Consider the following 24,136-nt stretch of genomic DNA (forward strand, 5'->3'; position numbering starts at 1 on the left):
GGTTCACAGCCTCTCCCCTCCCTGACAAGGGAGGGGCCGGGGGTGGGTAGGCCCGAGAGGAACCGCAACCGCCCCACAACCGACCAACCCACCCCCAACCCCTCCCTTGTCAGGGAGGGGAGCAGACAGAACGTCACCACAAGCCGGCAGTTCGACCTATTGCGCCCCTACCGCAGCCGGAACCGGTCGCACCGCACCCCGCGCCGCGCCTTGTCCAGCCGCTCCTTCGCCGGACTGTCGCACACCACCACCAGATCGCGCGCGCCCTCCGCCCCGTCGAGCAACACCAGCCCCTCGGGATGATCGTCGCCGATCCCGTACGGCAGCTCGATGATCCGCTCGGGCCGGTGCCGCCGGACGCGCTGGTCGTCGCGCGCCGGATCGCCCAGCCAGTCGGCCCAGCGATACACCGCGCACGGCCCGTCCAGCCCGGTCGTCGGCCCCGCCAAAATCAACAGGTCGGCCCGGTCGCGCTTCAGGTCGCGGATGGCGAGGCCGTTCAGGTCGAGCACCCGCTTGTGCAACGGTCCGGGGATCGTCATCCGCCCGGTCTTCTTGAACACCGCCTCGAACTCCAGCAGCACCGCATAGTTCTGGATCACCGGCCCGCGCATGCCGATCGCCACCCGGTTGCCCGCGACCGCGATCCCCTCCAGATCGACCCCGCCCTCCTTCGACGCGATCTTGGTGAAGGGCTTGAGCAGCACGTCGCGCGCCATCATCGCCGCCAACCGGTTGCCACGCTTCGTCTGGCGCAGCATCCCCGCGCGCCGGTCGGCATAGGCGGCGACCGGCAGCACCAGCCCCGGCGCCTCCGGGTCGGGCGCCAGCGGCAACCGCGCCAGCACGCAACGCGGTCTGGTATCCTTCAACCCGGCGAACGCCGTGAGGTCGATCCGGTCGTCGCCCGCCTTGCCGATCTTGGGCCGGGTCCGCGCGTGCGACCCCAGCACCCACAGCCAGCCGTCGTCCTCCGCCAGCCCCTCGATGTCCGCCTCGCCCGAGGTGTCGAGGGGCAATATATCGCCCAGCACGATACGCTGGTGCCCACTCCACCCGTCGTCGCCCCGCGCCAGCCGTTCGAGGCTGACCCCCTCGTCGCTGCCGAGGAACAGCGTATCGCCATGCCGCGCCGCCGCCGACAGGTCGAGCGTCGGGTCATCGCCACCGGCGGCATCGGCACCAAGGTACAGCCAGAGCGAGTCGTCGGGCGGCGTGATCGGCATCGGCATGGATTCCCTTGATGATTGCCGCGCCATGCTGCGCCGGGCCGAGCCGCGACGCCAGCGCTGTCTACCGCTCCCTCACTGAAAGGGCCGGGCCGGGGATGGGTCAGCCGGATCGATATTCAACGAAGGACCCGCAAACCCTGCTCCCCTCCCTGGAAGGGAGGGGTTGGGGGTGGGTCGGCCGGTTGTGAAGCGCGCACGTTTACTCTCGGGCAGGGCCCNGGAGGGGAGCAGATCGGGCAGGCGACCGACCGATCCATCCACCCCGAACCAAACGTCATCCCAGCGAAGGCTGGGATCTCCGGGTACAGGGCACGACAGGAACCGCTTGATGCCCCAGCCTTCGCTGGGGCGACGCTTTAGGCGGGATCGACATTCAGCATTGCGGGCCGATCTTCGTCATTTTCGGCCGAAACAGCTATCCCTTTCGTCACCCCGGACCTGTTCCGGGGTCCACGACGCGGCAATCGGTGCGCCTTGAAGCTGTATCGACAGCGTTTGGGGCCAGGTGGACCCCGGAACAAGTCCGGGGTGACGATGGGAGCGTGAAGGTCGATGGCCCTATGGCAGAGGGATAAACTCGACCCGCTCGCCCGGCCGGCGAAGGAGCCTCCCCTCAAAACCCCACCCGCGCCGACCGCGCCGGTTTCACCGCCACCTCCCGCCGCAACCGCTCGACCAGCTCCCCCGCGTCCGCCGCCGGCCAGTGGCGCAACTGCCGCGCCACCACCGCGAAGTCGCCCGGCGTCAGCCCCTCGACCTCGCCCAGCGCCGCCGGGGCCGTTTCCCCAAAGAACCGCGCGAACGCCGCTTTCGCCCGCGCGGCACCAAGCGGCCCCAGTCGCAGCTTGAAGACGAACCGTCTGAGCGTCGCCGGGTCGAGCTTCGCCTCGTGGTTCGTCGCCGCCACCACCGGCAACGGATGCCGGTCAAGCCACGTCAGCAGTTCGTTCACCAGCCCCACCTCCCAGCTACTCCGCGCGGTGGTGCGATCGAACAGCAGCGAATCCGCCTCGTCGAACAGCAACACCGCCTCTTGCCGCCGCGCCTCGGCAAAGGCCTCGGCGATCTGCGCCTCGGTCTGGCCGACCCATTTCGACAACAGGTCCGACGCGCGCTTGACCAGCAGCGGCCGGTCGAGCGCGCGCGCCAGATGATGGGCGAACGCGGTCTTGCCGGTGCCGGGCGGCCCGGTCAGCAACAGCGAGACGTCGCTCGCCCCCTCTCCTGCCATCGCCGCGAACAACGGTTCGATCGGCCGGTCGCTCTCGAACAGGTCGAGGTCGAACCCGTCCGGCCCCGGATGCGGCAGCGTGCCACCCCGGAGCGCCCGCACCAGTGCCTCGGCCGCGACGCTCCCGCCATCGGCCTCGCCCGCCAGCTTGCCCGCCCGTGCCGCGACGCGCAGCACCGTCGCCGCCTCGGGTGCCGCATGGAGCAACGTGGCGAACCCCGGCCCCGGCGCCACCGCCTCCTCGCGCGCCACCCGTTCGAGCATCGCGAGCGCAGCGGCACGCGACGGCAGGTCCATGCGCAGCACGAAGCTCATCCGCCGTAGGATCGCCGCGTCGACATTGCCGATCGCGTTGGTCGTCCACACCACCGGCACCGGATTGGCCTCCAGCAGCCGATTGACGAACACCTTGCTCCCCTCGCGCGCGCGGAACCAGTCGCCGCCCGCCGACGGGCTGGCATTGCCGATCAGGTCCTCCATCTCGTCGAACAACAGCACTGTGTCGCCGCGCTTGGCCAGCAGCTTCTGGCCGAGGGTCAGCGCCATCACCCGGTCCCACCGGCTCGGCTCCTCGCCGTCGTCGTCCGCCTCGCCGATGCCGTGCAGCACCGCGCCCGCCGCCGCCGCGAGCGTGCGCGCCAGTTCGGTCTTGCCGGTGCCCGGCGGCCCGTGGATCAGGATGTTGACCCCGGCGGCCTTCGCCGCAAGCGCGCCACGCAGCAGCCGGACGAGGAAACCGACCTCGCCGATATGCCCGAACGCCTCCATGCCCAGCGTCGCCGCCTGTCGCGGGCCGACCAGCAGGTCGAGCACCCCGGCATCGTCGGCGGGCGCGCGGTCGAGCAGCCGCTTCATCGTCCACGCAATGTCGATCTCGGCACCACCATCGCGATTGATATGGAAGCTCGCCAGCCCCAGCCGGGCAAGCGTCCCGCGCCGCGCGACCCGATCGGCATCGCTGCCCTCGGCCCCCGCCATCTCGCCCAGCAATTGCGGCAGGCCCCGCCCCTGCCGGTCGAGCAGTCGCGCCAGCGCCGCCGTGCGCGGCAACCGGTCGCACGCGACCATCAACCGCAGCAGTTCGGCATCCACCGGCGGCAACGCCAGCAGATGCGCGACCGTCCGCGCCAGCTCAAGCGCGGGGGCGCGCAACGGCGTCACGACCGGTTCCTCCAGCGTCGCACGCAACGCCTTCCATTTCAGCTTGCCTGCATGGCCGGGCACCAGCCAGCTCCCATGCGGCTGCGCCCATTCCAGCAGCGCTTTCACCAGCGGTGCGGTTGCGCCAAGCGTTCCCGCCGCCCGGAGCATCAGGCCCCGGACGATATTCAGTTCATCCATGTCGATTCCACATGTCGCATCGCGTCGGGCGCACGCACGAAGGGCGCACGTCGACGGCATTCCTGACGATAGGGGTTCAGGTGCGACGGTGGCGGATGCCGGCCCGTCGCAGCGTCAGTCGACGCGCTATGCGAAAGGCCGGAGACCGCCGACCCGGGCACCGCGCAGGGCGGCAAGGTCGAACAAGGCATGTCTCCGATTCGCCCGCGTCCTGTGGACCGGGTTCGGGCGGCGACCTAGCATGGTGTCACCGCCCGCGCAATCAGCCGATCGTTACGCAGTGAACCCCTTTTTCCACCGGATCGAACCGCGTCCGCCGCCCGGTGAACCGCTCGATCACCGCCGCCGCCGTGCGCGCATGCTCGCTCGGCCGGACGGTGGTGAACACGCCCCCGCCCGCCAGCGCCATCGGCAACAGCAACTGGTCGGCCAGATACGGCCCGGCGAACGCATCGCTCGCCAGATAGCCGCGCATCCGCCCCACCGCCGTCTTGGCGACCTTTTCCGCGCGCACCCCCAGTTGCGCGAAGCCGCTGACGATCTCGGTCCCGTGCTCGAAATTGGCTTCGAGCAGCAGGATATTGCCCGGCCCCTGATCCACCGGCAGCTCGCGCACGAAACACTCGCGCTCCGACCAGCCCAGACTGTCGCGCACCACGGCGATCTCGCGCCCGGCGATGTCGAACGGCAGCCCGGCGAACAGCGCGCACGCCGACACGCCGGTCAGTTCCCCGCGCGCCACCCGCTCGATCGGGGTCAGCCGCGACGGCGCGACGATCACCTCGATCCGCCCGCCGCCGCGCGGATAGAAGCCATGCCGCACCAGCCGCACCGCGACATGCCCGCCCATCGCCCGCACCACCGGCAGGAAGCACCGCTCAATGAACTCGAACGGCGGCGCCAGCATGTTGTGCGTGCCCCCCTCCAGCACCAGCGTCGACGGCGCATCGGCCAGCAACAGCGGCAGCAACACCGTCTGCAACACCAGCCCGGTCGACCCCGCCGTCCCCACCGCGAAGCGATACTCGCCCGGCACCACCTTGCCCGGCCAGAATTTCACCTCGGACGATCCGACGTGCAGCCCGTCGCACACCCCGCCACCGATGGTACACGCCGCCTCGATCGCGGTGACATGCTGGCGCATCAGCCCCGGCTTGCTCCGCCCCCCGCGCACGTTGAAAATCCGCACCGCTTCACCGGTGACGAGCGACAGCGCGCACGCATTGCGCACCACCTGCCCCCCGCCTTCGCCCTCGCTGCCATCGATCTCGATCATCGGTTCACCAGTTCCAGAAACAGCGCATCCGCCTGCGCCAGACCGTCCACGACCCGCGCGGGAATATCGTCCGCCCGCGCCAACTCGTCGCGGATCATCGCGTCGAGCGCGGCATGTCGCGCCACCGCGCCCTGCTCGGCGGTCGCCGCCTTCGCCGCGACCAGCCGCCCGATCGCCTCGACCAGCGCATCGTCAAGCCGCACGCCCGCCAGCAGCGACGGCAGGTCCATCGGCGGCCGCGCACCGGCATGCGCCCGCATCCACCGGATCGCCAGCGCCGGCCGCAGCGCGTAGAAATAGCGCTTCACCGCCACCTCCCCGTCGCCCGCCAGCCACGTCCCTGCAGCCGTCCGCCCCAGCTTCGCATAATGGCACGCCACGGCATGGGGATCGCACACCGCCTCCGCCAGCGCGGCGAGGTCCGCCACAACTGGATCGTCGGCGCGATACCGGATCGGACTCCCGATCCACTCGCCCAGGATCGCATTCGACTTGAGCAACAGCCCCAGCGCCTTGCGCACATCCCACCCGTTCAGATCGATGTCATCGACGATCGGCGCCTCGATCACGTCGCGCCCGGCCTTCAACGACAGATACCAGTCGCGCGGCCGGACATAGACGAAGCGCACGTCATAATCGCTGTCGGGCGAGGGAAACCCCCACGCCCGCGACCCCGATTCGACCGCGAACAGCAGCCGCACGCCTTCCTGCGCCTCGACCGCAGCGAGGCGCGCGGCGATCCCGGCCCGCACGTCGGCGGGAATGGCAGTCTCGATCGTCGTCATCGTTCGTTCCTTTCCGCAGGACTCCGCTGCGAAACTTGAAATCCCCGTCTTGGCCGTATCCCCGCGCAGGCGGGGATCCAGAGCCACGCATACCGGCCATCGCGTTTGGCTCTGGCCCCCCGCCTGCGCGGGGGTACGGCGCGGGCCACCGAGCGGCCCTCACCCATCGCACCACTCGGTCGCGTCCGGTTCGGGCACGAAGATATGCGCGGTCCAACAATCACTTTGCAGCGTGCCGACCTCGGCTCCACAAGCGCATTGCTGGTTGGGTCCATTCATTCCATCGAGGCCGCAACATCCGTTCAATCGACAGCGGTTCGTCGTATCCCGCACCCGCCCGGCAACGTCCTCCGGATTGAGCCAGAATTGCGGAACGAACTGCAACGGCACCGGCGGCCCCTCGAACGCCTTGGCGAGCGGCTCCCACGACTTGTACGCCACGCCCGGCGGACCGAACGGCTCACCGTCGCGATGGTCGGGCACCGTCACCGCCGGGTCCTTGGTCGACAGGATCGTCAGCATCCCGCTCAACGCCGCGCCACAGGCACGGCACGTCAGTATTCCTTCCATCCCATCCTCCAAAAGCGGCACGGCTCCCCTTCCGGCCGCTCGCGCGGCCGGTGAAGCGGCGGCGACAGGCCCCCGGCCTGTCGCTGTTTCGCCGCTTCACCCCTTCACGCACACCACCTGTTTCAGCGTATGGACGATCTCGACCAGATCGGCCTGCGCCGCCATCACCGCCTCGATCGGCTTGTACGCCCGCGGCGTCTCGTCGATCACGCCTTCGTCCTTGCGGCATTCGACGCCCGCCGTGTCGGCAATATGCTCGTCCAGCGTCACCAGCTTCTTGGCCTGCGTCCGGCTCATCACCCGGCCGGCACCATGCGAGCAGCTATCGAACGACTCCGGGTTGCCCAGCCCCCGGACGATGAACGACTTGGCGCCCATCGATCCGGGGATGATCCCCATCACGCCCTTCGCCGCGCGCACCGCGCCCTTGCGCGTCACCAGCACATTCTCGCCGAAATGGTTTTCGCGCGTGACGTAATTGTGGTGACAGTTCACCGCCTCCAGCGCCGCCTCGAACGGTTTCGCGATCGCCCCGCGCAGCGCGGCGATGACGTTGGTCATCATCATCCGCCGGTTGAGCGCGGCATAATCCTGCGCCCATCCCACCGCCTCGACATAATCGTCGAAATGATCGGTCCCTTCCGGAAAATACGCCAGATCCTCGTCGGGCAGGTTCAGGTGCCATTTGCGCATGTCCTGCTTGGCCAGTTCGATGAAGAAGCTGCCGATCGCATTGCCCACGCCGCGCGACCCCGAATGCAGCATCACCCACACCGCCCCCGCCTCGTCCAGACACAGCTCGATGAAGTGGTTGCCGGTGCCCAGCGTGCCGAGATGGACGAGGTTGTTGGTGTTCTTGAGCCGCGGATGCTTCTCGCAGATACGGTCGAACCGCTCCACCAGCGTCGTCCACGCCGCGACGATCGCCGGCGGCGGCGACCCCCAGCTTCCGTTGTCGCGCTTGCCCCGGCCGACGCTGCGCCCGTGCGGCACCGCCTGCTCGATCGCCGAGCGCACGCCCTCAAGACTGTCGGGCAGGTCGCTCGCCATCAGCGAGGTGCGCGCCGCCATCATGCCGCAACCGATGTCGACACCCACCGCCGCCGGGATCACCGCGCCCTTGGTCGGGATCACCGAACCCACGGTCGCGCCGATGCCGACATGGACGTCGGGCATTACCGCGACATGTTTGAAGATGAACGGCATCCGCGCCGCCCGCGCCAGTTGGTCGCGCGCCTTGTCGTCGACGGGCACGCCGCGCGTCCACGCCTTGATCGGCACGCCGCCGGGAACCTCGGTATAGTCATAGTTCGTCTGGGTCATCACGACCTCCTTCAAGAATTTTGGTGCCGGCGACGAGGATTGGCGGGACATTCCCGGGGACATATCCCCGGGGCGGATTCGAACCGCACAGCCCTTTTGGGGCCTTGACCGATGTAGTCCCGCCGGCATTCGCCAGCGTTGTTTCGGATGCCGGCGACGAGGGGTCGGCGGGACGGTTTCGCTGAGCTATCCGGTCGCCCGGAGGCGGAGTTGAACCGCCGACCTCCCGCATCGCTGCGGACGCTCTGACCATGTAGTCCCGCCGGCATTCGCCAGCATCATCCCTCCCCTCCCTGACAGGGAGGGGTTGGGGGTGGGTCGGCCCGCGAGGGCACGGAAACGCTCGCCCCCCTCCCTTGTCAGCGAAGGGGAGACGGCCGACGCTCCAAAACGCCGACCTTCGGAAAACAAGGCGTGGCGACGAGGGGGCGACGGGACATGCTCTACCACTGAGCTACCCGGCGCATGTGCGACGGGAGGGGACTCGAACCCCCGACATTGTAGTCCCGCCGGCATTCGCCAGCCTGTGCTTGACCCACGGCGACAAGGATTTGACCGGACCTCTCCTGCTCCAACCGATTGAGCTACCCGGCTGAAAGCCGGGGCGGGACTCGAACCCGCATCCTGGGGAATCACAATCCATGTAGTCCGGCCGGCATTCGCCGTGGGCAAGCCTCGAAATCGGCGCGCGCCTGCTCCCCTCCCTGACAGGGAGGGGCTGGGGGTGGGTCGGCCCGTTGGGACACGCCAGCGCCCGCCCCCTTCGTCATCCCCGCGAAGGCGGGGATCCATACACGCAGTCGTCGCGGCTCCTGTCCAAACGTTGGCGGATATGGATTCCCGCCTGCGCGGGAATGACGAAAACGTGCGACACCTGCATGGCACACCCGCCACCGGGTCGCGGCGACGAAAATTGGCGAGACATTGCCCGTGTCCTACCGCTGGACGACGGATCAGTCGGCCTGAAGCCGGGCAGACCCGGTCGGATTCGAACCGACGTCTCGGGCGGCAATGTAGTCCCACCGGCATTCGCCACGACCCTGTTCCTCACACCTCCGTTTCGCTGACCAGTTCGACCCAGTCCCGCGTCCGCCCTTCGGCGAAGCGCGCGATTCCATCGAACACCGCGTCGGAGAAGCCCCCGACGTTCAATATCTCGGGCCGCCCCGCCGCCTGGGTGGTCCCGTGCGGCTGGATGTCGACGCAGACCAGCCGCGCCCCCGGATTGCGCCGCTGCAACCGGTCCCACTCGCGCATCGTCGCCGTCGCCCCGGTTCCGGTGGCGTCGACCCACGACTGGTTGTCGGACACGATCACGACCAGATCGACCACCGCCTTCTCCCGGTTCAACCGGGCGAGCGGCGCGGAAACGGACGTTCCGCCCCCGCCGATCGCCGCCAGCTTCCGGGCATTCACCGCCAGCCGGGCGTACGGATCGATCGTCACATCGACCACGTCCCACTCGAACGGCAGCACCCGTGCCTCGCGGTTGCTCCGCAGCATCGCCGCCGTGACCAGCGCCGCGACATCGATACAGCGCACCGCGCTCGTCGCCCCTTTGCGATAGCCGGTGACGGGCGAGGTCATCGATCCCGACACGTCGGGACACACCACCACCCGCCCCGCGACCGCCGGCACCTTGGCCAGCGACGCCTCAAGCGCGGTTTCCAGTGCGGCCTGCACCGTCAGCGGCACGCCCTCCCCCACCGATCGCAACGCGACCAGCAACTGGTAGGGCAGCACCCCCGGTGCCGGCGTCGCCAGCCGCGCCGCGACCGCCTTCGCCACGCCGGGCACCGCGAACGCGCCGCTCCTCGCCAGCGTGTTCAGGTTGATGCGCAGCGCCTGCCACCCCATCCGCGTCGCCATCTCGCCCCATTGCTCCGCGCTGAGCGGAAAGGCGGTCAGCCACTCGAACGGCACCGGCGGCAATGGCAACGCGGTGTCACGCTTCCACGCCTCGAACGCCGCGATCTCGCTCGGCAGCACCGCCACGTCATACGGCTTGCCGATCAGCCAGCCATAGAACGCCCGCCGCGCCGCATCCGCCGGCTTCGGGTGAACCATCCGCACGATGTCGGCGAGGCTCGGGGCCGTGCCCGTCGCCGCCGCCATCAGGTCGCGCATCGATGCCCGCTCCAGCCACTGCACGACCAGCCGCTTGGGCCGCGAGCCGAGCGACGTCCGCCCGACCTGCCCCGACCGCAAAATCTGCACATAGTTGCGCAGCATCCGCCCGTTGTCGATCACCTGCCCGAACACCCGCACCGCAAGGTCGGGATCGGCCACGGTCAGATACGCGGCGAGCAACGCCGGCATGTCCTTCATCGCCCCCGAGCGCCGGGCATAGACTGCCGCCTTCGCAACGAATACGGGATCGCAATCCCGCGCCGCCGCCAGCACCTCGGCCAGTTGCGTCTCCGCGCGCGTGTAAAAACTGTCAGCCAGGGTGCCGGTAGCGGCCAACTGCGCCAGCTTCGCCTGCGGGCCGTACGCATAGGCCGGCGCGGCTTCGCGGTTCGGCACATCGGCACGCGGCAGCAACCGCGCCACGGCACTTGCGAACAATCCTTTGTTGGCCATCGTCCAACTCCACATTCCGGGGGCGACCGGCCCATTCCGGTCGCCCCAGCCATCTGCCGGACCAAATTCCCTTGCGGACCGACGCAAATAGCGTTGCGAAAGCCGTGCCAAACGCGAAAAACGCGCCTCGGAAAATCTTAAACCATTGTCTTGTAATGATTTTATCCCGAAAATTACGGGATGCGAGTATTCAACTTGGAAACTGCCCGATCGACACGGATAGACATTTATCCTAGCGTATCGTCATGCGTTCTACCGTCGTCCTCGGCTTTCTCGGCTCCACGCTCGATGCGAGCAAGTTCGGTCCCTCGCGCTGGAGCAAGTGGCGGCCGACCGTCGGCCTGACGATGCACGACGATCTGAGAGTAGACCGGCTGATCCTGCTCCACGGCTCGCAACATCAACGCCTCGCCGATTATGTCGCGCACGACATCGCCGATGTTTCGCCCGAAACTAAAGTCGAACCGCACATCCTCGACTTCGACGATCCATGGGATTTCGAAGAGATGTACGGCAAACTGCTCGACTTCGCCCGTGCCTATCCTTTCGACCCGGAGGCCGAGGACTATCTCATCCACATCACTACCGGCACCCACGTCGCGCAAATCTGCCTGTTCCTCTTGAGCGAGGCATATTTCCTCCCCGGCCGCCTGCTCCAGACCCAGCCGCGTCGCGGCACGATCGAGGCGGCGGGAAGCTGGAACATCATCGACCTCGACCTGTCGCGCTACGACAGCATCGCCACCCGCTTCGCCGCCGACGCGAGGGAGAGCACCAACTTCCTGAAATCAGGGATAGAAACCCGCAACGCCGGCTTCAACGCGATGATCGACGAGATCGAACAGGTCGCGATCCGCAGCCGCGCGCCGCTGCTGTTGATGGGGCCGACCGGCGCGGGCAAGAGCCAGCTCGCGCGGCGCATCTACGAACTCAAGCGACTGAAACGACAGGTAAAAGGCCCGCTGGTCGAGGTGAATTGCGCGACGCTGAAGGGCGACGGCGCGATGTCGGCGCTGTTCGGCCACCGGAAAGGTGCCTTCACCGGCGCCGCCGCCGACCGCGCCGGCCTGCTGCGCACCGCCGACACCGGCGTCCTCTTCCTCGACGAGATCGGCGAACTGGGCTTGGACGAACAGGCGATGATCCTGCGCGCGATCGAGGACAAGCGTTTCCTCCCTGTCGGCGCCGACAAGGAAAGCGCCAGCGATTTCCAGTTGATAGCAGGCACCAACCGCGACCTCGCATCGTGCGTCGCCGCCGGCACCTTCCGCGACGATCTCTATGCCCGCCTAAACCTGTGGACCTTCGCGCTCCCCGGTCTGGCCGAACGGCGCGAGGACATCGCTCCCAACCTCGACTATGAACTCGATCGCCATGCCGAGCGCGAGGGCGAGCGGATCACCTTCAACAAGGAAGCGCGCGACCGCTACCTCGCCTTCGCCACCGGTCCCGAGGCGAAATGGCCCGGCAATTTCCGGGACTTGGCCGCCAGCGTCACCCGCATGGCGACGTTCAGCCCCGCCGGGCGCATCAACCTCGACGGCGTGACCACCGAGATCGCCCGGCTGCAACGCCTGTGGACCGGCGGCGCGGCCCCCGCCGCCGATCCGCTGACCGGCCTGCTCTCTCCCGACCAGCAGGACGCGCTCGACCCGTTCGACCGGGTCCAGCTCGCCCATGTCGTCACCGTCTGCCGCGCCAGCCGCACGCTGTCCGACGCCGGCCGCACCCTGTTCGCCGCGTCGCTGCGTCAGCGCAGCAGCACCAACGACGCCGACCGGCTGCGCAAATATCTGGCGCGCTTCGGTTTAAGCTGGGGCGACATCACCGCCGCAGTCGGGTAGCCGCCGCCGCTACAGCGGCCTATCGAGCACCGCGCGCACCCGCGCGGCGAGTTCCTCGATCGTGAACGGCTTGGAGATCAGATCGACCCCCGGTTCCAGCACGCCGTTGTGGACGATCGCGTTGCGGGTATAGCCGGTGGTGAACAGCACCTTCAGGTCGCCGCGCCGCCGCCGCGCCTCATCCACCAGCCGGGCGCCGTTCATCTCCGGCATCACCACGTCAGTGAACAGCAGCGCGATTTCAGGGTGCGCGTCGAGCAGCCGCAGCGCCATTGCGGCGGAGTCCGCCTCCAGTGTGCGATAGCCCAGCTCGGACAGCACCTCGACACTGAACTGGCGGACCGACGGCTCGTCCTCGACCACCAGCACCACCTCGCGCTGGTGCCCGACCGGAAGATCGGCGGTCCGTTCCGATGCCGGAGCGTCGGCGACGTCGTTCAGCAGCCGTGGGAGATAAACCTTGACGCTCGTCCCCTCGCCCGGCTCCGAATAGATTTTGACGTGCCCGCCCGACTGTTTGACGAAGCCGTACGTCTGGCTCAGCCCCAGCCCGGTGCCCTTGCCCACTTCCTTGGTGGTGAAGAACGGATCGAACGCCTTGGCGATCACCGCCGGCGGCATCCCGGTCCCGCTGTCGGTGACGGCGATCAGCACATATTGCCCCGCCGCGACGCCGGGATGCGCGGCGGCATAGCGATCGTCGAGATGCGCGTTCTGCGTCTCGATCGTCACCCGCCCACCATCCGCCATCGCATCGCGCGCGTTGATCGCGAGGTTCAGGATCACGTTCTCCAACTGGTTGGCATCGACGCACGTCCGCCACAGCCCGCCGGCCAGCACCGTTTCCAGCCGCACGTCGCCGCCCAGCGAATGGCGCAACAGGTCGGACATGCCGGCGGTCAGCTTGTTCGCATCAACCGGTTCGGGGCGCAGCGGCTGTTGCCGCGAAAAGGCGAGCAGGCGTTGCGTCAGGTTCGCCGCGCGGCGGGCACCATCGGTCGCCGCCGCGATATAGCGTTTGGCCCGCGCGTCGCCGGCCCCGATCCGCCGGTCGAGCAGGTCGAGCGATCCGATCGTCACCGCCAGCATATTGTTGAAGTCGTGGGCGATACCCCCGGTCAACTGGCCGACCGCTTCCATCTTCTGCGCCTGCCGCAACTGCTGCTCGGCCTCGGTCAGCCGCGCCTGGTTGCGAAGGCGCTCGGTCACGTCGACCGCGTACTGGAACGCACCGATGCGCCGCCCGCGCTCGTCGCGCAGCGTGTTGAAGCGCAGTTCGTAATAGGGCCGGTCGAGATCGGGATCGCCGAAATCCTCGGTGATCGTGAACTCCTCGCCCGACAGCGCGCGGGTCCACATGGCCATCACGCCGTCCAGATCGCCCGAAGCCTGCTCCATCAGCCCGGGCAGGGTATCGCCGACCACCGGGCGGACGCCGTAGACCCGCGCGAAATCGTCGGCATAGGCGGTGTTGAGCGCGAGATAGCGATAGTCGGGCGACAGGATACCGATCAGCGCATCGCTGTTCTCGACCACATCGGCCCACAGCTTGCGCTCGGCGAGCGCGGTGTCGATCCGTTCCTCCAGCGTCCGGTTGAGCCGTTCGAGTTCGATCTGCACCCGGCGGCGATCGCTGATGTCGTTGAACAGGATCGCGACGCGGCGGTCGGCGGGGTCGCCGACGCGCAGGGCATGGACGTCGAACCAGCGGCCCATCACGTCCGATCCGTCCTCGAACCGGATCGCGTCACCGCTCGTCGCGACGCCGCCGTACAGGTCGAACCAGCGCTGCTCCAGCCCCGGCACCAGCTCGCGCGCGGTCCGTCCGGCCACGCCGACCAGCCCGGTCTGCCGTTCCAGCGCCGGATTGGCCTCGACGAAGCGGTAATCGACCGCCCGGTCGCCGTCGAACATCACCTCGACGATGCAGAAGCCGACCTCGATCGTGTCGAACAGCGTGCGATAGCGTTCTTCGCTCCGCCGTAGCGCGTCCTCCATCTCCCGCCGTTCGCCGATGTCGATCACCGACCCGACATAGCCGAGGAAGCGCCCCTCGCCGTCGAACCGCGGCGAGGCGGCATCGATCGCCCAGCGATACGCCCCGTCGTGCCGGCGCAACCGGTATTCGAGCCGGAACGGCGTATGCTCCACGTTCGCCGCAAGGAAGGTTTCGCCCGACCAGCCGCGATCGTCGGGGTGGACCGCGTCGAGCCAGCCGAAGCCGTCGGCGACAGTCTCGCGCTCGCTCTGCCCGGTGAACTCATACCATGCGCGGTTGAGATAGGTGCAGCGCCCGTCGACGTCCGTGACCCACATCATCATCGGCGCATGGTCCGCCATGTTGCGGAACCGCGCCTCGGATTCGCGCAGCGCGGCATCGCGCGCGCGGCGATGCTGAATGTTGCGCGCCTCGATCACGGTGCCGACGGGGCGGCCGGCGTCGTCGAGCAGCGGGCTGGCGGTGAAGGCGACCGGGTAGAAGCTGCCATCGCGCGCGACGAACAACTCCTCGCCCTCCATCTGCGCGCGTTCGGGAAACGCCCGATCGATCGGACAATCGGCCAGCGGGTAGAAGGAACCGTCAGGGCGGGTGTGGTGGACCACGTCGTGCAGCGGCCGCCCCTGCATCTCGGCGAGCGAATAGCCGGTCAGTTCCTCGGCGGCGGCATTGGCATAGACGCAGTGCTGCTCCTCGTTCATCAGGAACACCGCCATGCGCGTATTGTCGAGCACGGCGTTCAGCTTGCGGTCGCTGGCCCGCAGCGCATCGTCGGCATCCCGCCGCGCCGCGATCTCCGCCTCCAGCGCGCGCGCCCGTTCGTCCTGTACGGCAAGCTGGCGGCGCAGCTCCAACTGGGTCATCACCTGCCGCGCCAACAGTTCGAGCGTGAGGCGCTGGCGATCGGTGATGCCGTCGGGACGCGGCCGGGTGTCTAGCACGCAGACGGTGCCGATCGGCAGCCCCTCGGGCGTTTCGATCGGCGCGCCGGCATAGAAGCGCAGCCCCGGCGCGCCGGTGACGAGCGGGTTGGCCGCGAAGCGCGTGTCCAGCGTCATGTCGGGTACGACGAAGATGCCGTGCTGGCGGATGGCATGAACGCAGATCGACACGTCGAGCGGCAACTCGTCGGCGCCGATCCCGACCTCCGCCTTGAACCACTGGCGCCCGCCCGCCACCAGATTGACGACCGCCATCGGCGCATCGAAAATATCGGACGCAAGGCGGACGATGTCGTCGAACACCTGTTCGCGCGGCGTATCGAGGATCGCATACCGCCCGAGCGCGGCGACACGCTCGGTCTCGCTCCACCCTGCCGGGCCGACACCGAAATCGCAGACGGGTGGGGTCATAGTCACGTACCGACGAGGCTTTCCAACATGCAGCTCAGCGTTCCGAACGCATGAACCTCCCGCCGTCTCCGTGCGGATGCGGCGCGGCACGCGATTATCGCGGCGGGATCGGAGGAGTAGCCGGCCGGATCGTTTCGGCCGAGCCGAAACTGGCTGGGGCGGCAGGATTCGAACCTGCGGTACGCGGCATCAAAAGCCGCTGCCTTACCACTTGGCTACGCCCCAGCGGCCGCGAAAGGTTCGCGGCAGGCGCGCGTCCTACGAAGATCGACGGCGTTGCGCAATGGCAAAGCATACGGAAACCTCGCGGGGTTCGGCCGTTCTGCTGCCACCACAGCCAAGGAACGCACCATGTCCGACAAGAGCCCGACCGAAATCCGCGAAGCGATGTGGAAGGCGATGGCCGCCAGCCCCTATGTCATGCTCGGCCTGACCGGCAAGCACACCCATAGCGAACCGATGTACGCCGTGCTCGACGAGGATGCCGACAGCGAATTCTGGTTCTATACCAAGCGTGACAATCGCGCGGCCGAAGGCGGCGCGGCGATGGTGCAGTTCATCGCCAAGGGGCATGACCTGTTCGCCTGCATCGCCGGCACGCTGACCGAGGAAACCGACCCGGCGATCATCGACAAATACTGGTCGACCCATGTCGAGGCATGGTACGAGCAGGGCCGGCAGGACCCCTCGCTGCTGATGCTGCGCTTCGACCTCGACAGCGCCGAAATCTGGGAAACCGACCAGTCGCTGCTCGGCAAGCTCAAGATGTTCACCGGCCAGACGATCCGTGGCCGCGACGAAGCCGGCAGCCACGCCAAGGTCGACGTCTGATCCGAATACGGGCGGGGGAAACGCTCCCCCGCCCGTTTCCGTACGGATCTTTGTTACCCGCCGTGCCGGGTCATCCATTCCTCCAGCACCGGCGCGATCAGCGTCCGCCACTTCGATCCGTTGAAGATGCCGTAATGGCCCACGCCCGGCGCCATATGATATTGCTTCATCGCATCGGGTAGCGCGGTCGCCAGCGTCAGCGCGGCGCGGGTCTGCCCCAGTCCCGAAATATCGTCGCGCTCACCCTCGATCGCGAGGACGGCGGTGTCGGTGATCGCCCCCGGCTCCACGGGACGGCCGCGATGCTGCATCGTGCCGTTGGGCAGCGCATGCGTCTGGAACACCAGGTCGATCGTCTGGAGATAGAATTCGGCGGTCATGTCGCACACCGCGCGATATTCCTCGTAGAAGCGCTGCGTCGTCCCCGCGCCCTCGCCGTCGCCCTGCACCAGATGCTTGAACATCTCATAGTGCGAGATCATGTGGCTGCCCAGGTTCATGCTCATGAACCCGGCGAGTTGCAGGAAGCCCGGATAGACCCGACGGCCCGCGCCCGGATAGGTCACCGGCACCGTCGCGATCACATTCTGCTCGAACCACGCATGCGGGCGCTGCGTCGCCAGCGTATTGACCGCCGTCGGCGCCTCGCGCGTGTCGATCGGCCCGCCCATCATCGTCAGCGTGTGCGGCCGGTTGGGGTGCTTGTCGGCACCCATCAGCGCGGTGGCGGCATAGACCGGGACCGAAGGCTGGCACACCGCCAGCACATGCGCGCGGGGATCGCCCTCGGCACCGATCTGTTCGAGGAAGGCGACGACATAATCGATATAATCGTCGAGGTCGAACCGCCCGGCCGACACCGGCACCAGCTTCGCATCGCGCCAGTCGGTGATATACACCTCGGCGAACGGCAACATCCGCTCGACGGTGCCGCGCAGCAACGTGGCGTAATGGCCGCTCATCGGCGCGACGATCAGCAGCTTGGGGCTGCCCTCCACCCCTTCGCGGACGAAACGCTTCAACTGCCCGAACGGACGGCGCAGCACGATCTCCTCGCGCACCGCCACCTGCTTGCCGTCGATCTCGGTATGGTCGAGCCCGAACGCCGGCTTGCCGCGCGGGGCGGAGGCATGGGCGAACACCGCCAGCGCCGATCCCAACACCGGACCGCCCCCGAAATAGGCGAACGGATTGCTCGGATTCTGGAGCAGGCCGGCACCGACATTGGCCATGGCGCTAGCCCCCGCCAGCATCGAGCGCTGCCATTCATACGCATTGTAGAGCATCGACTTCCCCGGATGAAGGCCACGGGAAATACCCGTTCCTCGTAAAATTAGGATAATTCACGCTATCGGGCAACGATCCGAAGGTAGCGCGGCAAAGGTGAACATTCGTTGTACCCAAGCAACGAACCGGCGGGTGGTTCCCCTTGTCCCGCAATCACGCTAGGCACCGCGCATGGCAGACCCGGTCCCCGCCCCCGATCGCTCGAAGATGCTCCCCGCGCTGGGCCTCGTGTGGCGCTTCACCATTGCGTACAAGCTGCAACTGGTTGGCGCGCTGGTGTCGCTGGTGACGGCGGCGGTCGCGACGCTGTGGATTCCGCGCACCTTCAAGCAGGTGGTCGACAACGGCTTTTCGGGCGGCGCGCAGGCCGATGCGATCGCCCCGTATTTCGAAGGGCTGCTCGGCGTCGTCGTGATCCTCGCCTTCGCCACCGCCGGGCGCTTCTATTTCGTGTCGTGGCTGGGCGAGCGGACCGTCGCCGACCTGCGCATCGCGGTCCACCGCAATCTGCTCACCCTGTCGCCCGGCTGGTTCGAGGAGAACCGCCCGTCCGAAATCGCCTCGCGGCTCACCGCCGATACCGCGATCGTCGAAGGGATCGTCAGCACCACCGTCTCGGTCGCGCTGCGCAACTTGCTGGTCGGCGTGGGCGGGGTGATCTATCTTTTCGCGCTTGCCCCCAAGCTCGCCGCCTATCTGATCGTCGGCATTCCGCTGATCGTGTTGCCGATCATGTGGCTGGGCGGTCGCGTGCGCCGCCTGTCGCGTTCCAGCCAGGACCGGATCGCCGACATCGGTTCGATCGCGTCGGAGACGCTGGGCGCGATGAAGATCGTCCAGGCGTTCGGGCAGGAACCGCGCGAGGGCGACCGGTTCGAGGGCGCGGTCGAACGCGGGTTCCAGACCGCGAAACTGCGCTTCGCCACCCGCGCGGTGATGACCGCCTTCGTCATCGGCATGTTGTTCGCCGCGATCACCCTCATCATGTGGGACGCGGTCAGCGACGTGGCGTCGGGTCGGACGACGGGCGGGTCGATCACCGCGTTCGTCATCACCGCCGGGCTCGTCACCGGATCGTTCGGCGCGCTGACCGAAGTCTATGGCGACCTGCTGCGTGCCTCGGGCGCGGCCGCACGGCTTGCCGACCTGCTCGCCGAACGCCCGGTCATCGCCGCGCCGGCCAAGCCGGTGGCGCTGCCCGAACCGGCGCGCGGAGCGCTGGGCTTCGATCACGTCACCTTCCGCTACCCCACCCGCACCGATGTCGCGGCGCTCGCCGACTTCACCCTGCACGTCGAACCCGGCGAGACGGTCGCGGTCGTCGGCCCGTCGGGGGCCGGCAAGTCGACGCTGTTCCAGCTCATCCAGCGCTTCTACGACCCCGAGAGCGGCCGCATCCTGATCGAAGGGGTCGACGTGCGCGACGCCGATCCGGCGGCGGTGCGCGGCCGCATCGCGATGGTGCCGCAGGAAACGGTGATCTTCGCCGCCTCGGCGCGCGACAATCTGCGCTACGGCCGCTGGGATGCGTCGGACGACGCGCTGTGGGCGGCGGCCGAAGCCGCCAACGCCGCCAGCTTCCTGCGCGACCTACCGCAGGGGCTCGACACCTATCTCGGCGAAAGCGGCGCGCGCCTGTCGGGCGGGCAGCGCCAGCGGGTCGCGATCGCCCGCGCGCTGCTGCGCGACGCGCCGATCCTGCTGCTGGATGAGGCGACCTCGGCGCTCGATGCGGAGAGCGAACGGCTGGTGCAGGACGCGCTCGACCGGCTGATGGCGAAGCGGACCACGCTGGTCATCGCCCACCGGCTGGCGACGGTCCGCGCCGCCTCGCGGATCATCGTGATGGAGCAGGGCCGCATCGTCGAAACCGGCCGCCACGCCGAGCTGATCGCACAGGGCGGGCTGTACGCACGGCTGGCGAATTTGCAGTTCCACGAACCGGCCTGACCCCAACGTAGAACAGCGTAGTTTTCGTCACCCCGGACTTGTTCCGGGGTCCACGGGTCAGCACACGCAACGCCGGGGGTGTTCGTGGCACGGTGGACCTCGGAACAAGTCCGGGGTGACGATGGCGCTGCGCTGGATCGTCGCGGCCTTACGGCTGACCGTCCGACACCCACCCCAACCGCAACCCACCCGCCGCATCGCCGACCCGCGCCTGCCCGCCGCGCGCGACGATCGCCCCGGCCAGCGCCTCGCGCTGCGCCGCGACGCCGCCCAGCACCGCCAGCACCCGCCCCTGCCGCGCCGACAGCCATGCCGCATCGTCGATCGCGCGCACGTCGGCGATCCCGGCGGTAAAGCCGATCACCGGTGGCGGCGCGTCCGACGCCGGCGGCACGACCTCGACGGTCCATCCCGGTGCCGCCGCCCGCGCCCGCGCCTCGACCGCGCGATAGCCCACCGCCGGCAGCCCAGGCAGTTCGGCCGCCGTCGCGCGCACGATCCGCGCCTCGTCGTCGACCGCAAGGGAGTCGGGGGTCGCCCCCGTCACCAGCGCGACCTGTCCGACGATCCGGTCGCGCGCCGAAGCGATCCCTGACCCCGCCTTGGCGATCTGCGCCGCCTCGGTCGCCTGCGGGTCGAGCGAGCTGCGGATTTGGTCGACATGCAGGTCGACCCGCCGGCCCAGCCGCTGCGCCAGTTGCGCGCCCAGCGCGCGGTCCGCGCCGCCGTCGAACCGGGGTGTCAGCATCACCGCGCGCACCCGCACCCCTGACGACCGGTAATCGATCTCCAACTGGCTGATCCGCGCATCGTCGGGAAAGCGCGACAGGATGGCGCTCCTCACCTGCCGCTGCGCCACCGCCTCGAACGCGATCTGGCGCAGCGCCGCGACCAGCGGCACCGACAGCGCCAGCATCGCCCCTGCGAACAGCACCACCTGAAACGTCGTGTTGCGCGGGGTCAGATGCCGCCCGAACCCGTACAGCCGCGCCATGAACGCGGCGGTGAGCGCAATGGTGACGAGGTTGGTGAGGAACAGCAGCAGCGCGCCCCCCGCCACCGTCGCATTGGCGGTGGCGATGCCGAAGCCGACGACGCACAGCGGCGGCATCAGCGCGATCGCGATCGCGACGCCGACCACCGTATTGCCCCGCCCCCGGATCAGCGCATAGGCCCCGGCCAGCGCCGAGAAGAACGCGACCAGCAGGTCGAACAGCGTCGGCCGCGTGCGGCCCGCGATCTCCGACGTGATCGTCTGGATCGGCGACAGCGCGACCAGCAGCGCCGACAGCCCCACCGCCAGCCCCGCGCCCACGGCCAGCGCGAACAACGACTTGCGGATGTCGGCCACGTCGAGCACCGCGATCCCGAAGCCGAGGCCAATGATCGGCATCATCAGCGGCGACACCAGCATCGCCCCGATCAGCACCGCGACCGACGGCATCAACAGCCCCAGCAGCGACAGCGCCATCGACACGACGATCATGAAGCCATAGCGCCACGACCAGCCGGCCTCCTCCGCCACCTGACGCAGCACGGCATCGTGATCGACGCTGCCGATCACCTTCATCCGCCACCACCGCCCGAACCTGCCCCGCCGTGCCAGCACGGCCGGCATCACCGCTTGCGCCCCTGATGCCGGATATTGGCGGGGCGGCCCCGGCGTTTCAGCGTGCGCGGCGCGCCCTTGTGTCGGATGGTGCGGGCGTCGCCGCTTCCGGCCGACCCCTTGCCGTCGGGCAGTTCGAAACGCAGCGCGCCCGACACGGGATTGGCCTCGGCCAGCCGCAACTGCAAGCGCATCCCCGATGCGAACGTCTCGCCGCTATGGTCACCGATCAGCGACTGCGTCGCCTCATCGAAGCGGAAATATTCCTGCCCCAGATCGCGCGCGGGGACGAGGCCATCGCCGCCGACCCCCTCGACCGTCGCGAAGAAGCCGAACGACGCGACGCCGGTGATCCGTGCCTCCATAACCTGCCCGACATGCTCGGCCAGATAGGCGGCGACGTAACGATCCACGGTTTCGCGCTCGGCTTCCATCGCGCGGCGTTCGAGGCCGCTGATCGCCTCGCCCACCCGCTCCATGTTCGCGGCATCGGCCTCCGCCAGCGCCCCGTCGCCAAGGCCGTACGCGCGCACCAGCGATCGATGCACGATCAGATCGGCATAGCGGCGGATCGGCGAGGTGAAATGGGCATAGCTGCCGAGGCTCAGTCCAAAATGGCCATGGTTCTGCGGGCCGTAGAACGCCTGCGTCTGCGTGCGCAGCACCTGTTCCATCACCTGTGGCTTGAAATCGGCCTCGCCGATCCGCGCCAGCACATGGTTGAACGTCGCCGGGCGGATCACCTGCCCCAGCGCGAACGGCACGTCGAAACTGTCGAGATAGTCCTTGAGCGCCACCAGTTTCTCGCGCGTCGGCGGTTCGTGGACGCGGTACATCACGGGCGCCTTCTTCGCCTCCAGCGCCTTGGCGGCGGCGACGTTGGCGGCGATCATGTAATCCTCGATCAGCCGCATCGAATCGAGCCGTTCGCGCGGCGCGACCGACAGGATGCGGCCCTTCTCGTCGAGCACGATCCGCCGCTCGGGCAGGTCGAGGTCGAGCGGCTCGCGCTCGGCGCGCGCCTTGGCCAGCGCCGCCCAGCACGACCACAACGGCTTGAGCGCGCCCGCAACCAGTTCGGCCGGCACCGGCGCATCGGCCACCCCGTCGATCGCGGCCTGCGCATGTTCGTACGCGATGTTCGCCGCGACCCGGATCACCGCGCGGGTGAAGCGCCAGTCCTTGAGCTTGCCATCTTTCGCGATGGTCAGGTGGCACACCAGCGCCGCGCGGTCCTGGCCGGCTTTCAGCGAGCAGACGTCGGCCGACAGGATTTCGGGCAGCATCGGCACCACCCGGTCGGGGAAATACACGCTGTTCCCGCGCGCCCGCGCCGACTTGTCGAGGTCGGACCCCGGCCGGACATAGAAGGACACGTCGGCAATAGCGACGATCGCCTGCCAGCCGCCCTCGTTGCCCGCATCCTCATCGGGCGCGGCCCACACCGCATCGTCATGGTCGCGCGCGTCGATCGGGTCGATCGCCACGATCGGCAGGTGGCGCAGATCCTCGCGCCCCTCGCCCAGCGGCGTCGCCGCCACGGCGCGCGCCTCGGCCAGCACTTCCTCGGCGAACACATGCGGGATGCCATGCTTGTGGATCGCGATCAGCGAGAAGCTGCGCGCCGCGAACGGATCGCCCAGCCGCTCCACCACCTTCGCGGTGATCCGCGGCGGCCGCCCCGCCATCTGCGCCAGCACCAAATCGCCCGCCGAAGCCCCGCCCGCGTCGGACACTGGCAGCTCGCGCCGCTCCTTCTTGTCGACGCCCTGCAACCACAACCGGTCGCCATCCTGCCGCAGCACGCCCAGCACCGCCTCGCTCGCCCGGTCGAGCTTCTTCATCGGATAGGCGGCCCAGCCGTTGCCAGCCTCCTCGGTCCGCGCAAGGATGCGGTCGCCGATCCCCAGCGCGCTGCGCCGCCCGCGCTCGCGAACCCGCACCTTGGGCGGCGGCGTGTCAGCCTCCCAGCGTTCGGGCACCGCCCACACATTGCCGCCGTCATCGACATCGGCGACGCGCAGCACCGTCACCTTGGGCAGCCCACCCATCTTGTGAAACGCGCGCCCGCCCGCGCCGTCGATCAGCCCTTCGTCGGCCATGTCCTTCAGCATCGCCTTCAGCGCGATCTTCTGCTGCGCCGACAGGCCGAAGGCGCGGGCGATCTCGCGCTTGCCGGCGGGCGTGTCCGACGACTGGATGAAATCGAGCACCTGCTCGCGCGTGGGCAGCCCTTGCGGCGTTTTGGAAAATACCATCGGCCACGACATAGGGCGACTTGGCCGCAAACCCAAGCAACAGGGAGCCGATCCGCCGCCCGTCCGTTACGTGGCCCGAGCGACAACCATCCAGAAAGGCCAGTCATGGGCATCTTCGAGCGCATCAAGACGCAGATCTTCGGCAAGGACGGCGGCCCGTTCGGCGACAATTATTTCGGCCAGAAGAAGGACGCGCCCAAACCGGCTCCCGCGCCGACCCCGGCCCCCGCCCCGGTCCAGCAGCACGCCCCTGCGGCACCCGCCGCCCCGGCAGCCCCCGCGACCCCGGCGACCGCACCGGCTCAGCCGGTCGACGCCCGCGCCGCCATCGCCCGCATCGCCGAGCAGAAGGGCAACCCGGCGCTCAACTGGCAGACCTCGATCGTCGACCTGATGAAGCTGCTCGACCTCGACTCCAGCCTCGACAACCGCAAGGAACTGGCGACCGAGCTGGGCTATACCGGCGCCAAGGACGGCAGCGCCGAAATGAACATCTGGCTCCACGCCGCGGTCCTGCGCGAACTCGGCAAGGCCGGTGGCCACGTGCCGGAGAAACTGAAGGACTAACTTCTTGCCCTCTCCCCTTCAGGGGAGAGGGCTACCGAAGCTTGCCAGCGTGCTGGCTAGCGCAGGTCGGGAGAGGGGAAAGCGAGCCAAAGGCTCGC

The 24,136-nt window shown here is 68.5% G+C and carries 15 protein-coding genes and 1 tRNA gene; 4 read left to right on the top strand and 12 right to left on the bottom strand.

The window, feature by feature from the left end; genetic code table 11:
* Positions 1-167: 167 nt before the first annotated feature.
* The 7 genes from ASE78_RS03230 to ASE78_RS03260 all read right to left on the bottom strand — a co-directional run bounded on the left by ASE78_RS03230 (position 168) and on the right by ASE78_RS03260 (position 10,341).
* Positions 168-1,232: a DUF3616 domain-containing protein gene (locus tag ASE78_RS03230; protein ID WP_056493155.1), complete on the bottom strand. Its 1,065-nt coding sequence runs from the start codon at positions 1,230-1,232 to the stop codon at positions 168-170.
* A 613-nt stretch (positions 1,233-1,845) separates the two neighbouring features.
* The gene (locus ASE78_RS03235) at positions 1,846-3,804 is read right to left on the bottom strand and encodes an AAA family ATPase (protein WP_082466976.1); all 1,959 of its coding nucleotides are present in this window, start codon (positions 3,802-3,804) and stop codon (positions 1,846-1,848) included.
* A gap of 262 nt (positions 3,805-4,066) precedes the next feature.
* Positions 4,067-5,080 carry an RNA 3'-terminal phosphate cyclase gene (rtcA, locus tag ASE78_RS03240; protein WP_056493161.1) on the bottom strand — a complete coding sequence of 338 codons (1,014 nt, stop codon included), beginning with the start codon at positions 5,078-5,080 and terminating at the stop codon, positions 4,067-4,069.
* Positions 5,077-5,865, bottom strand: a complete 789-nt coding sequence (locus ASE78_RS03245) for a nucleotidyltransferase domain-containing protein (RefSeq protein ID WP_056493164.1) — start codon at positions 5,863-5,865, stop codon at positions 5,077-5,079. The genes rtcA and ASE78_RS03245 overlap by 4 nt, the downstream gene beginning before the upstream one ends.
* A 159-nt stretch (positions 5,866-6,024) precedes the next feature.
* Complete coding sequence (locus ASE78_RS03250) at positions 6,025-6,435, bottom strand: hypothetical protein (RefSeq protein WP_156351267.1); 411 nt, start codon at positions 6,433-6,435, stop codon at positions 6,025-6,027.
* Positions 6,436-6,531: 96 nt separating this feature from the next.
* Complete coding sequence (locus ASE78_RS03255) at positions 6,532-7,758, bottom strand: RtcB family protein (RefSeq protein WP_056493404.1); 1,227 nt, start codon at positions 7,756-7,758, stop codon at positions 6,532-6,534.
* Between the two features lie 1,047 nt (positions 7,759-8,805).
* Positions 8,806-10,341: a vWA domain-containing protein gene (locus tag ASE78_RS03260; RefSeq protein ID WP_056493170.1), complete on the bottom strand. Its 1,536-nt coding sequence runs from the start codon at positions 10,339-10,341 to the stop codon at positions 8,806-8,808.
* 245 nt (positions 10,342-10,586) lie between these two features.
* Between ASE78_RS03260 and rtcR the strand changes: the two genes are divergently transcribed.
* Positions 10,587-12,185: an RNA repair transcriptional activator RtcR gene (rtcR, locus tag ASE78_RS03265; RefSeq protein WP_056493173.1), complete on the top strand. Its 1,599-nt coding sequence runs from the start codon at positions 10,587-10,589 to the stop codon at positions 12,183-12,185.
* 9 nt (positions 12,186-12,194) lie between these two features.
* On the opposite strand, the gene ASE78_RS03270 is transcribed toward rtcR, so the two are convergent.
* Both ASE78_RS03270 and ASE78_RS03275 read right to left on the bottom strand, forming a co-directional pair.
* The gene (locus ASE78_RS03270; protein WP_056493176.1) at positions 12,195-15,536 is read right to left on the bottom strand and encodes a PAS domain S-box protein; all 3,342 of its coding nucleotides are present in this window, start codon (positions 15,534-15,536) and stop codon (positions 12,195-12,197) included.
* 150 nt (positions 15,537-15,686) lie between these two features.
* A tRNA-Gln gene (locus tag ASE78_RS03275) sits at positions 15,687-15,761 on the bottom strand.
* A gap of 126 nt (positions 15,762-15,887) precedes the next feature.
* On the opposite strand from ASE78_RS03275, the gene ASE78_RS03280 reads away from it, so the two are divergent.
* Positions 15,888-16,367 carry a pyridoxamine 5'-phosphate oxidase family protein gene (locus ASE78_RS03280; protein WP_056493178.1) on the top strand — a complete coding sequence of 160 codons (480 nt, stop codon included), beginning with the start codon at positions 15,888-15,890 and terminating at the stop codon, positions 16,365-16,367.
* A gap of 53 nt (positions 16,368-16,420) precedes the next feature.
* On the opposite strand, the gene ASE78_RS03285 is transcribed toward ASE78_RS03280, so the two are convergent.
* A complete protein-coding gene (locus ASE78_RS03285; RefSeq protein WP_056493181.1) occupies positions 16,421-17,653 on the bottom strand; it encodes a polyhydroxyalkanoate depolymerase in 1,233 nt (410 codons plus the stop codon).
* Positions 17,654-17,825: 172 nt separating this feature from the next.
* On the opposite strand from ASE78_RS03285, the gene ASE78_RS03290 reads away from it, so the two are divergent.
* The gene (locus ASE78_RS03290) at positions 17,826-19,604 is read left to right on the top strand and encodes an ABC transporter transmembrane domain-containing protein (protein WP_056493184.1); all 1,779 of its coding nucleotides are present in this window, start codon (positions 17,826-17,828) and stop codon (positions 19,602-19,604) included.
* Between the two features lie 148 nt (positions 19,605-19,752).
* Here the strand turns inward: ASE78_RS03290 and ASE78_RS19755 are convergent, their stop codons facing one another.
* Together ASE78_RS19755 and ASE78_RS03300 are read right to left on the bottom strand one after the other, a co-directional pair.
* On the bottom strand, positions 19,753-21,222 hold the full coding sequence (locus tag ASE78_RS19755; protein WP_056493187.1) for a DUF389 domain-containing protein: 1,470 nt from the start codon (positions 21,220-21,222) through the stop codon (positions 19,753-19,755).
* A complete protein-coding gene (locus ASE78_RS03300; RefSeq protein ID WP_056493408.1) occupies positions 21,222-23,471 on the bottom strand; it encodes a ribonuclease R family protein in 2,250 nt (749 codons plus the stop codon). The genes ASE78_RS19755 and ASE78_RS03300 overlap by 1 nt, the downstream gene beginning before the upstream one ends.
* Before the next feature lie 105 nt (positions 23,472-23,576).
* Between ASE78_RS03300 and ASE78_RS03305 the strand changes: the two genes are divergently transcribed.
* Positions 23,577-24,038: a DUF3597 domain-containing protein gene (locus ASE78_RS03305; RefSeq protein WP_082466977.1), complete on the top strand. Its 462-nt coding sequence runs from the start codon at positions 23,577-23,579 to the stop codon at positions 24,036-24,038.
* Positions 24,039-24,136: the final 98 nt, after the last annotated feature.

The organism is Sphingomonas sp. Leaf25, assembly GCF_001421635.1.
Lineage (GTDB): Bacteria > Pseudomonadota > Alphaproteobacteria > Sphingomonadales > Sphingomonadaceae > Sphingomonas.

Bases quoted from the DNA above. Each gene is read 5' to 3' on its own strand.
- ASE78_RS03230 (WP_056493155.1), bottom strand. From the start codon at position 1,232: ATGCCGATGCCGATCACGCCGCCCGACGACTCGCTCTGGCTGTACCTT.
- ASE78_RS03235 (WP_082466976.1), bottom strand. From the start codon at position 3,804: ATGGATGAACTGAATATCGTCCGGGGCCTGATGCTCCGGGCGGCGGGA.
- rtcA (WP_056493161.1), bottom strand. From the start codon at position 5,080: ATGATCGAGATCGATGGCAGCGAGGGCGAAGGCGGGGGGCAGGTGGTG.
- ASE78_RS03245 (WP_056493164.1), bottom strand. From the start codon at position 5,865: ATGACGACGATCGAGACTGCCATTCCCGCCGACGTGCGGGCCGGGATC.
- ASE78_RS03250 (WP_156351267.1), bottom strand. From the start codon at position 6,435: ATGGAAGGAATACTGACGTGCCGTGCCTGTGGCGCGGCGTTGAGCGGG.
- ASE78_RS03255 (WP_056493404.1), bottom strand. From the start codon at position 7,758: ATGACCCAGACGAACTATGACTATACCGAGGTTCCCGGCGGCGTGCCG.
- ASE78_RS03260 (WP_056493170.1), bottom strand. From the start codon at position 10,341: ATGGCCAACAAAGGATTGTTCGCAAGTGCCGTGGCGCGGTTGCTGCCG.
- rtcR (WP_056493173.1), top strand. From the start codon at position 10,587: ATGCGTTCTACCGTCGTCCTCGGCTTTCTCGGCTCCACGCTCGATGCG.
- ASE78_RS03270 (WP_056493176.1), bottom strand. From the start codon at position 15,536: ATGACCCCACCCGTCTGCGATTTCGGTGTCGGCCCGGCAGGGTGGAGC.
- ASE78_RS03280 (WP_056493178.1), top strand. From the start codon at position 15,888: ATGTCCGACAAGAGCCCGACCGAAATCCGCGAAGCGATGTGGAAGGCG.
- ASE78_RS03285 (WP_056493181.1), bottom strand. From the start codon at position 17,653: ATGCTCTACAATGCGTATGAATGGCAGCGCTCGATGCTGGCGGGGGCT.
- ASE78_RS03290 (WP_056493184.1), top strand. From the start codon at position 17,826: ATGGCAGACCCGGTCCCCGCCCCCGATCGCTCGAAGATGCTCCCCGCG.
- ASE78_RS19755 (WP_056493187.1), bottom strand. From the start codon at position 21,222: ATGCCGGCCGTGCTGGCACGGCGGGGCAGGTTCGGGCGGTGGTGGCGG.
- ASE78_RS03300 (WP_056493408.1), bottom strand. From the start codon at position 23,471: ATGGTATTTTCCAAAACGCCGCAAGGGCTGCCCACGCGCGAGCAGGTG.
- ASE78_RS03305 (WP_082466977.1), top strand. From the start codon at position 23,577: ATGGGCATCTTCGAGCGCATCAAGACGCAGATCTTCGGCAAGGACGGC.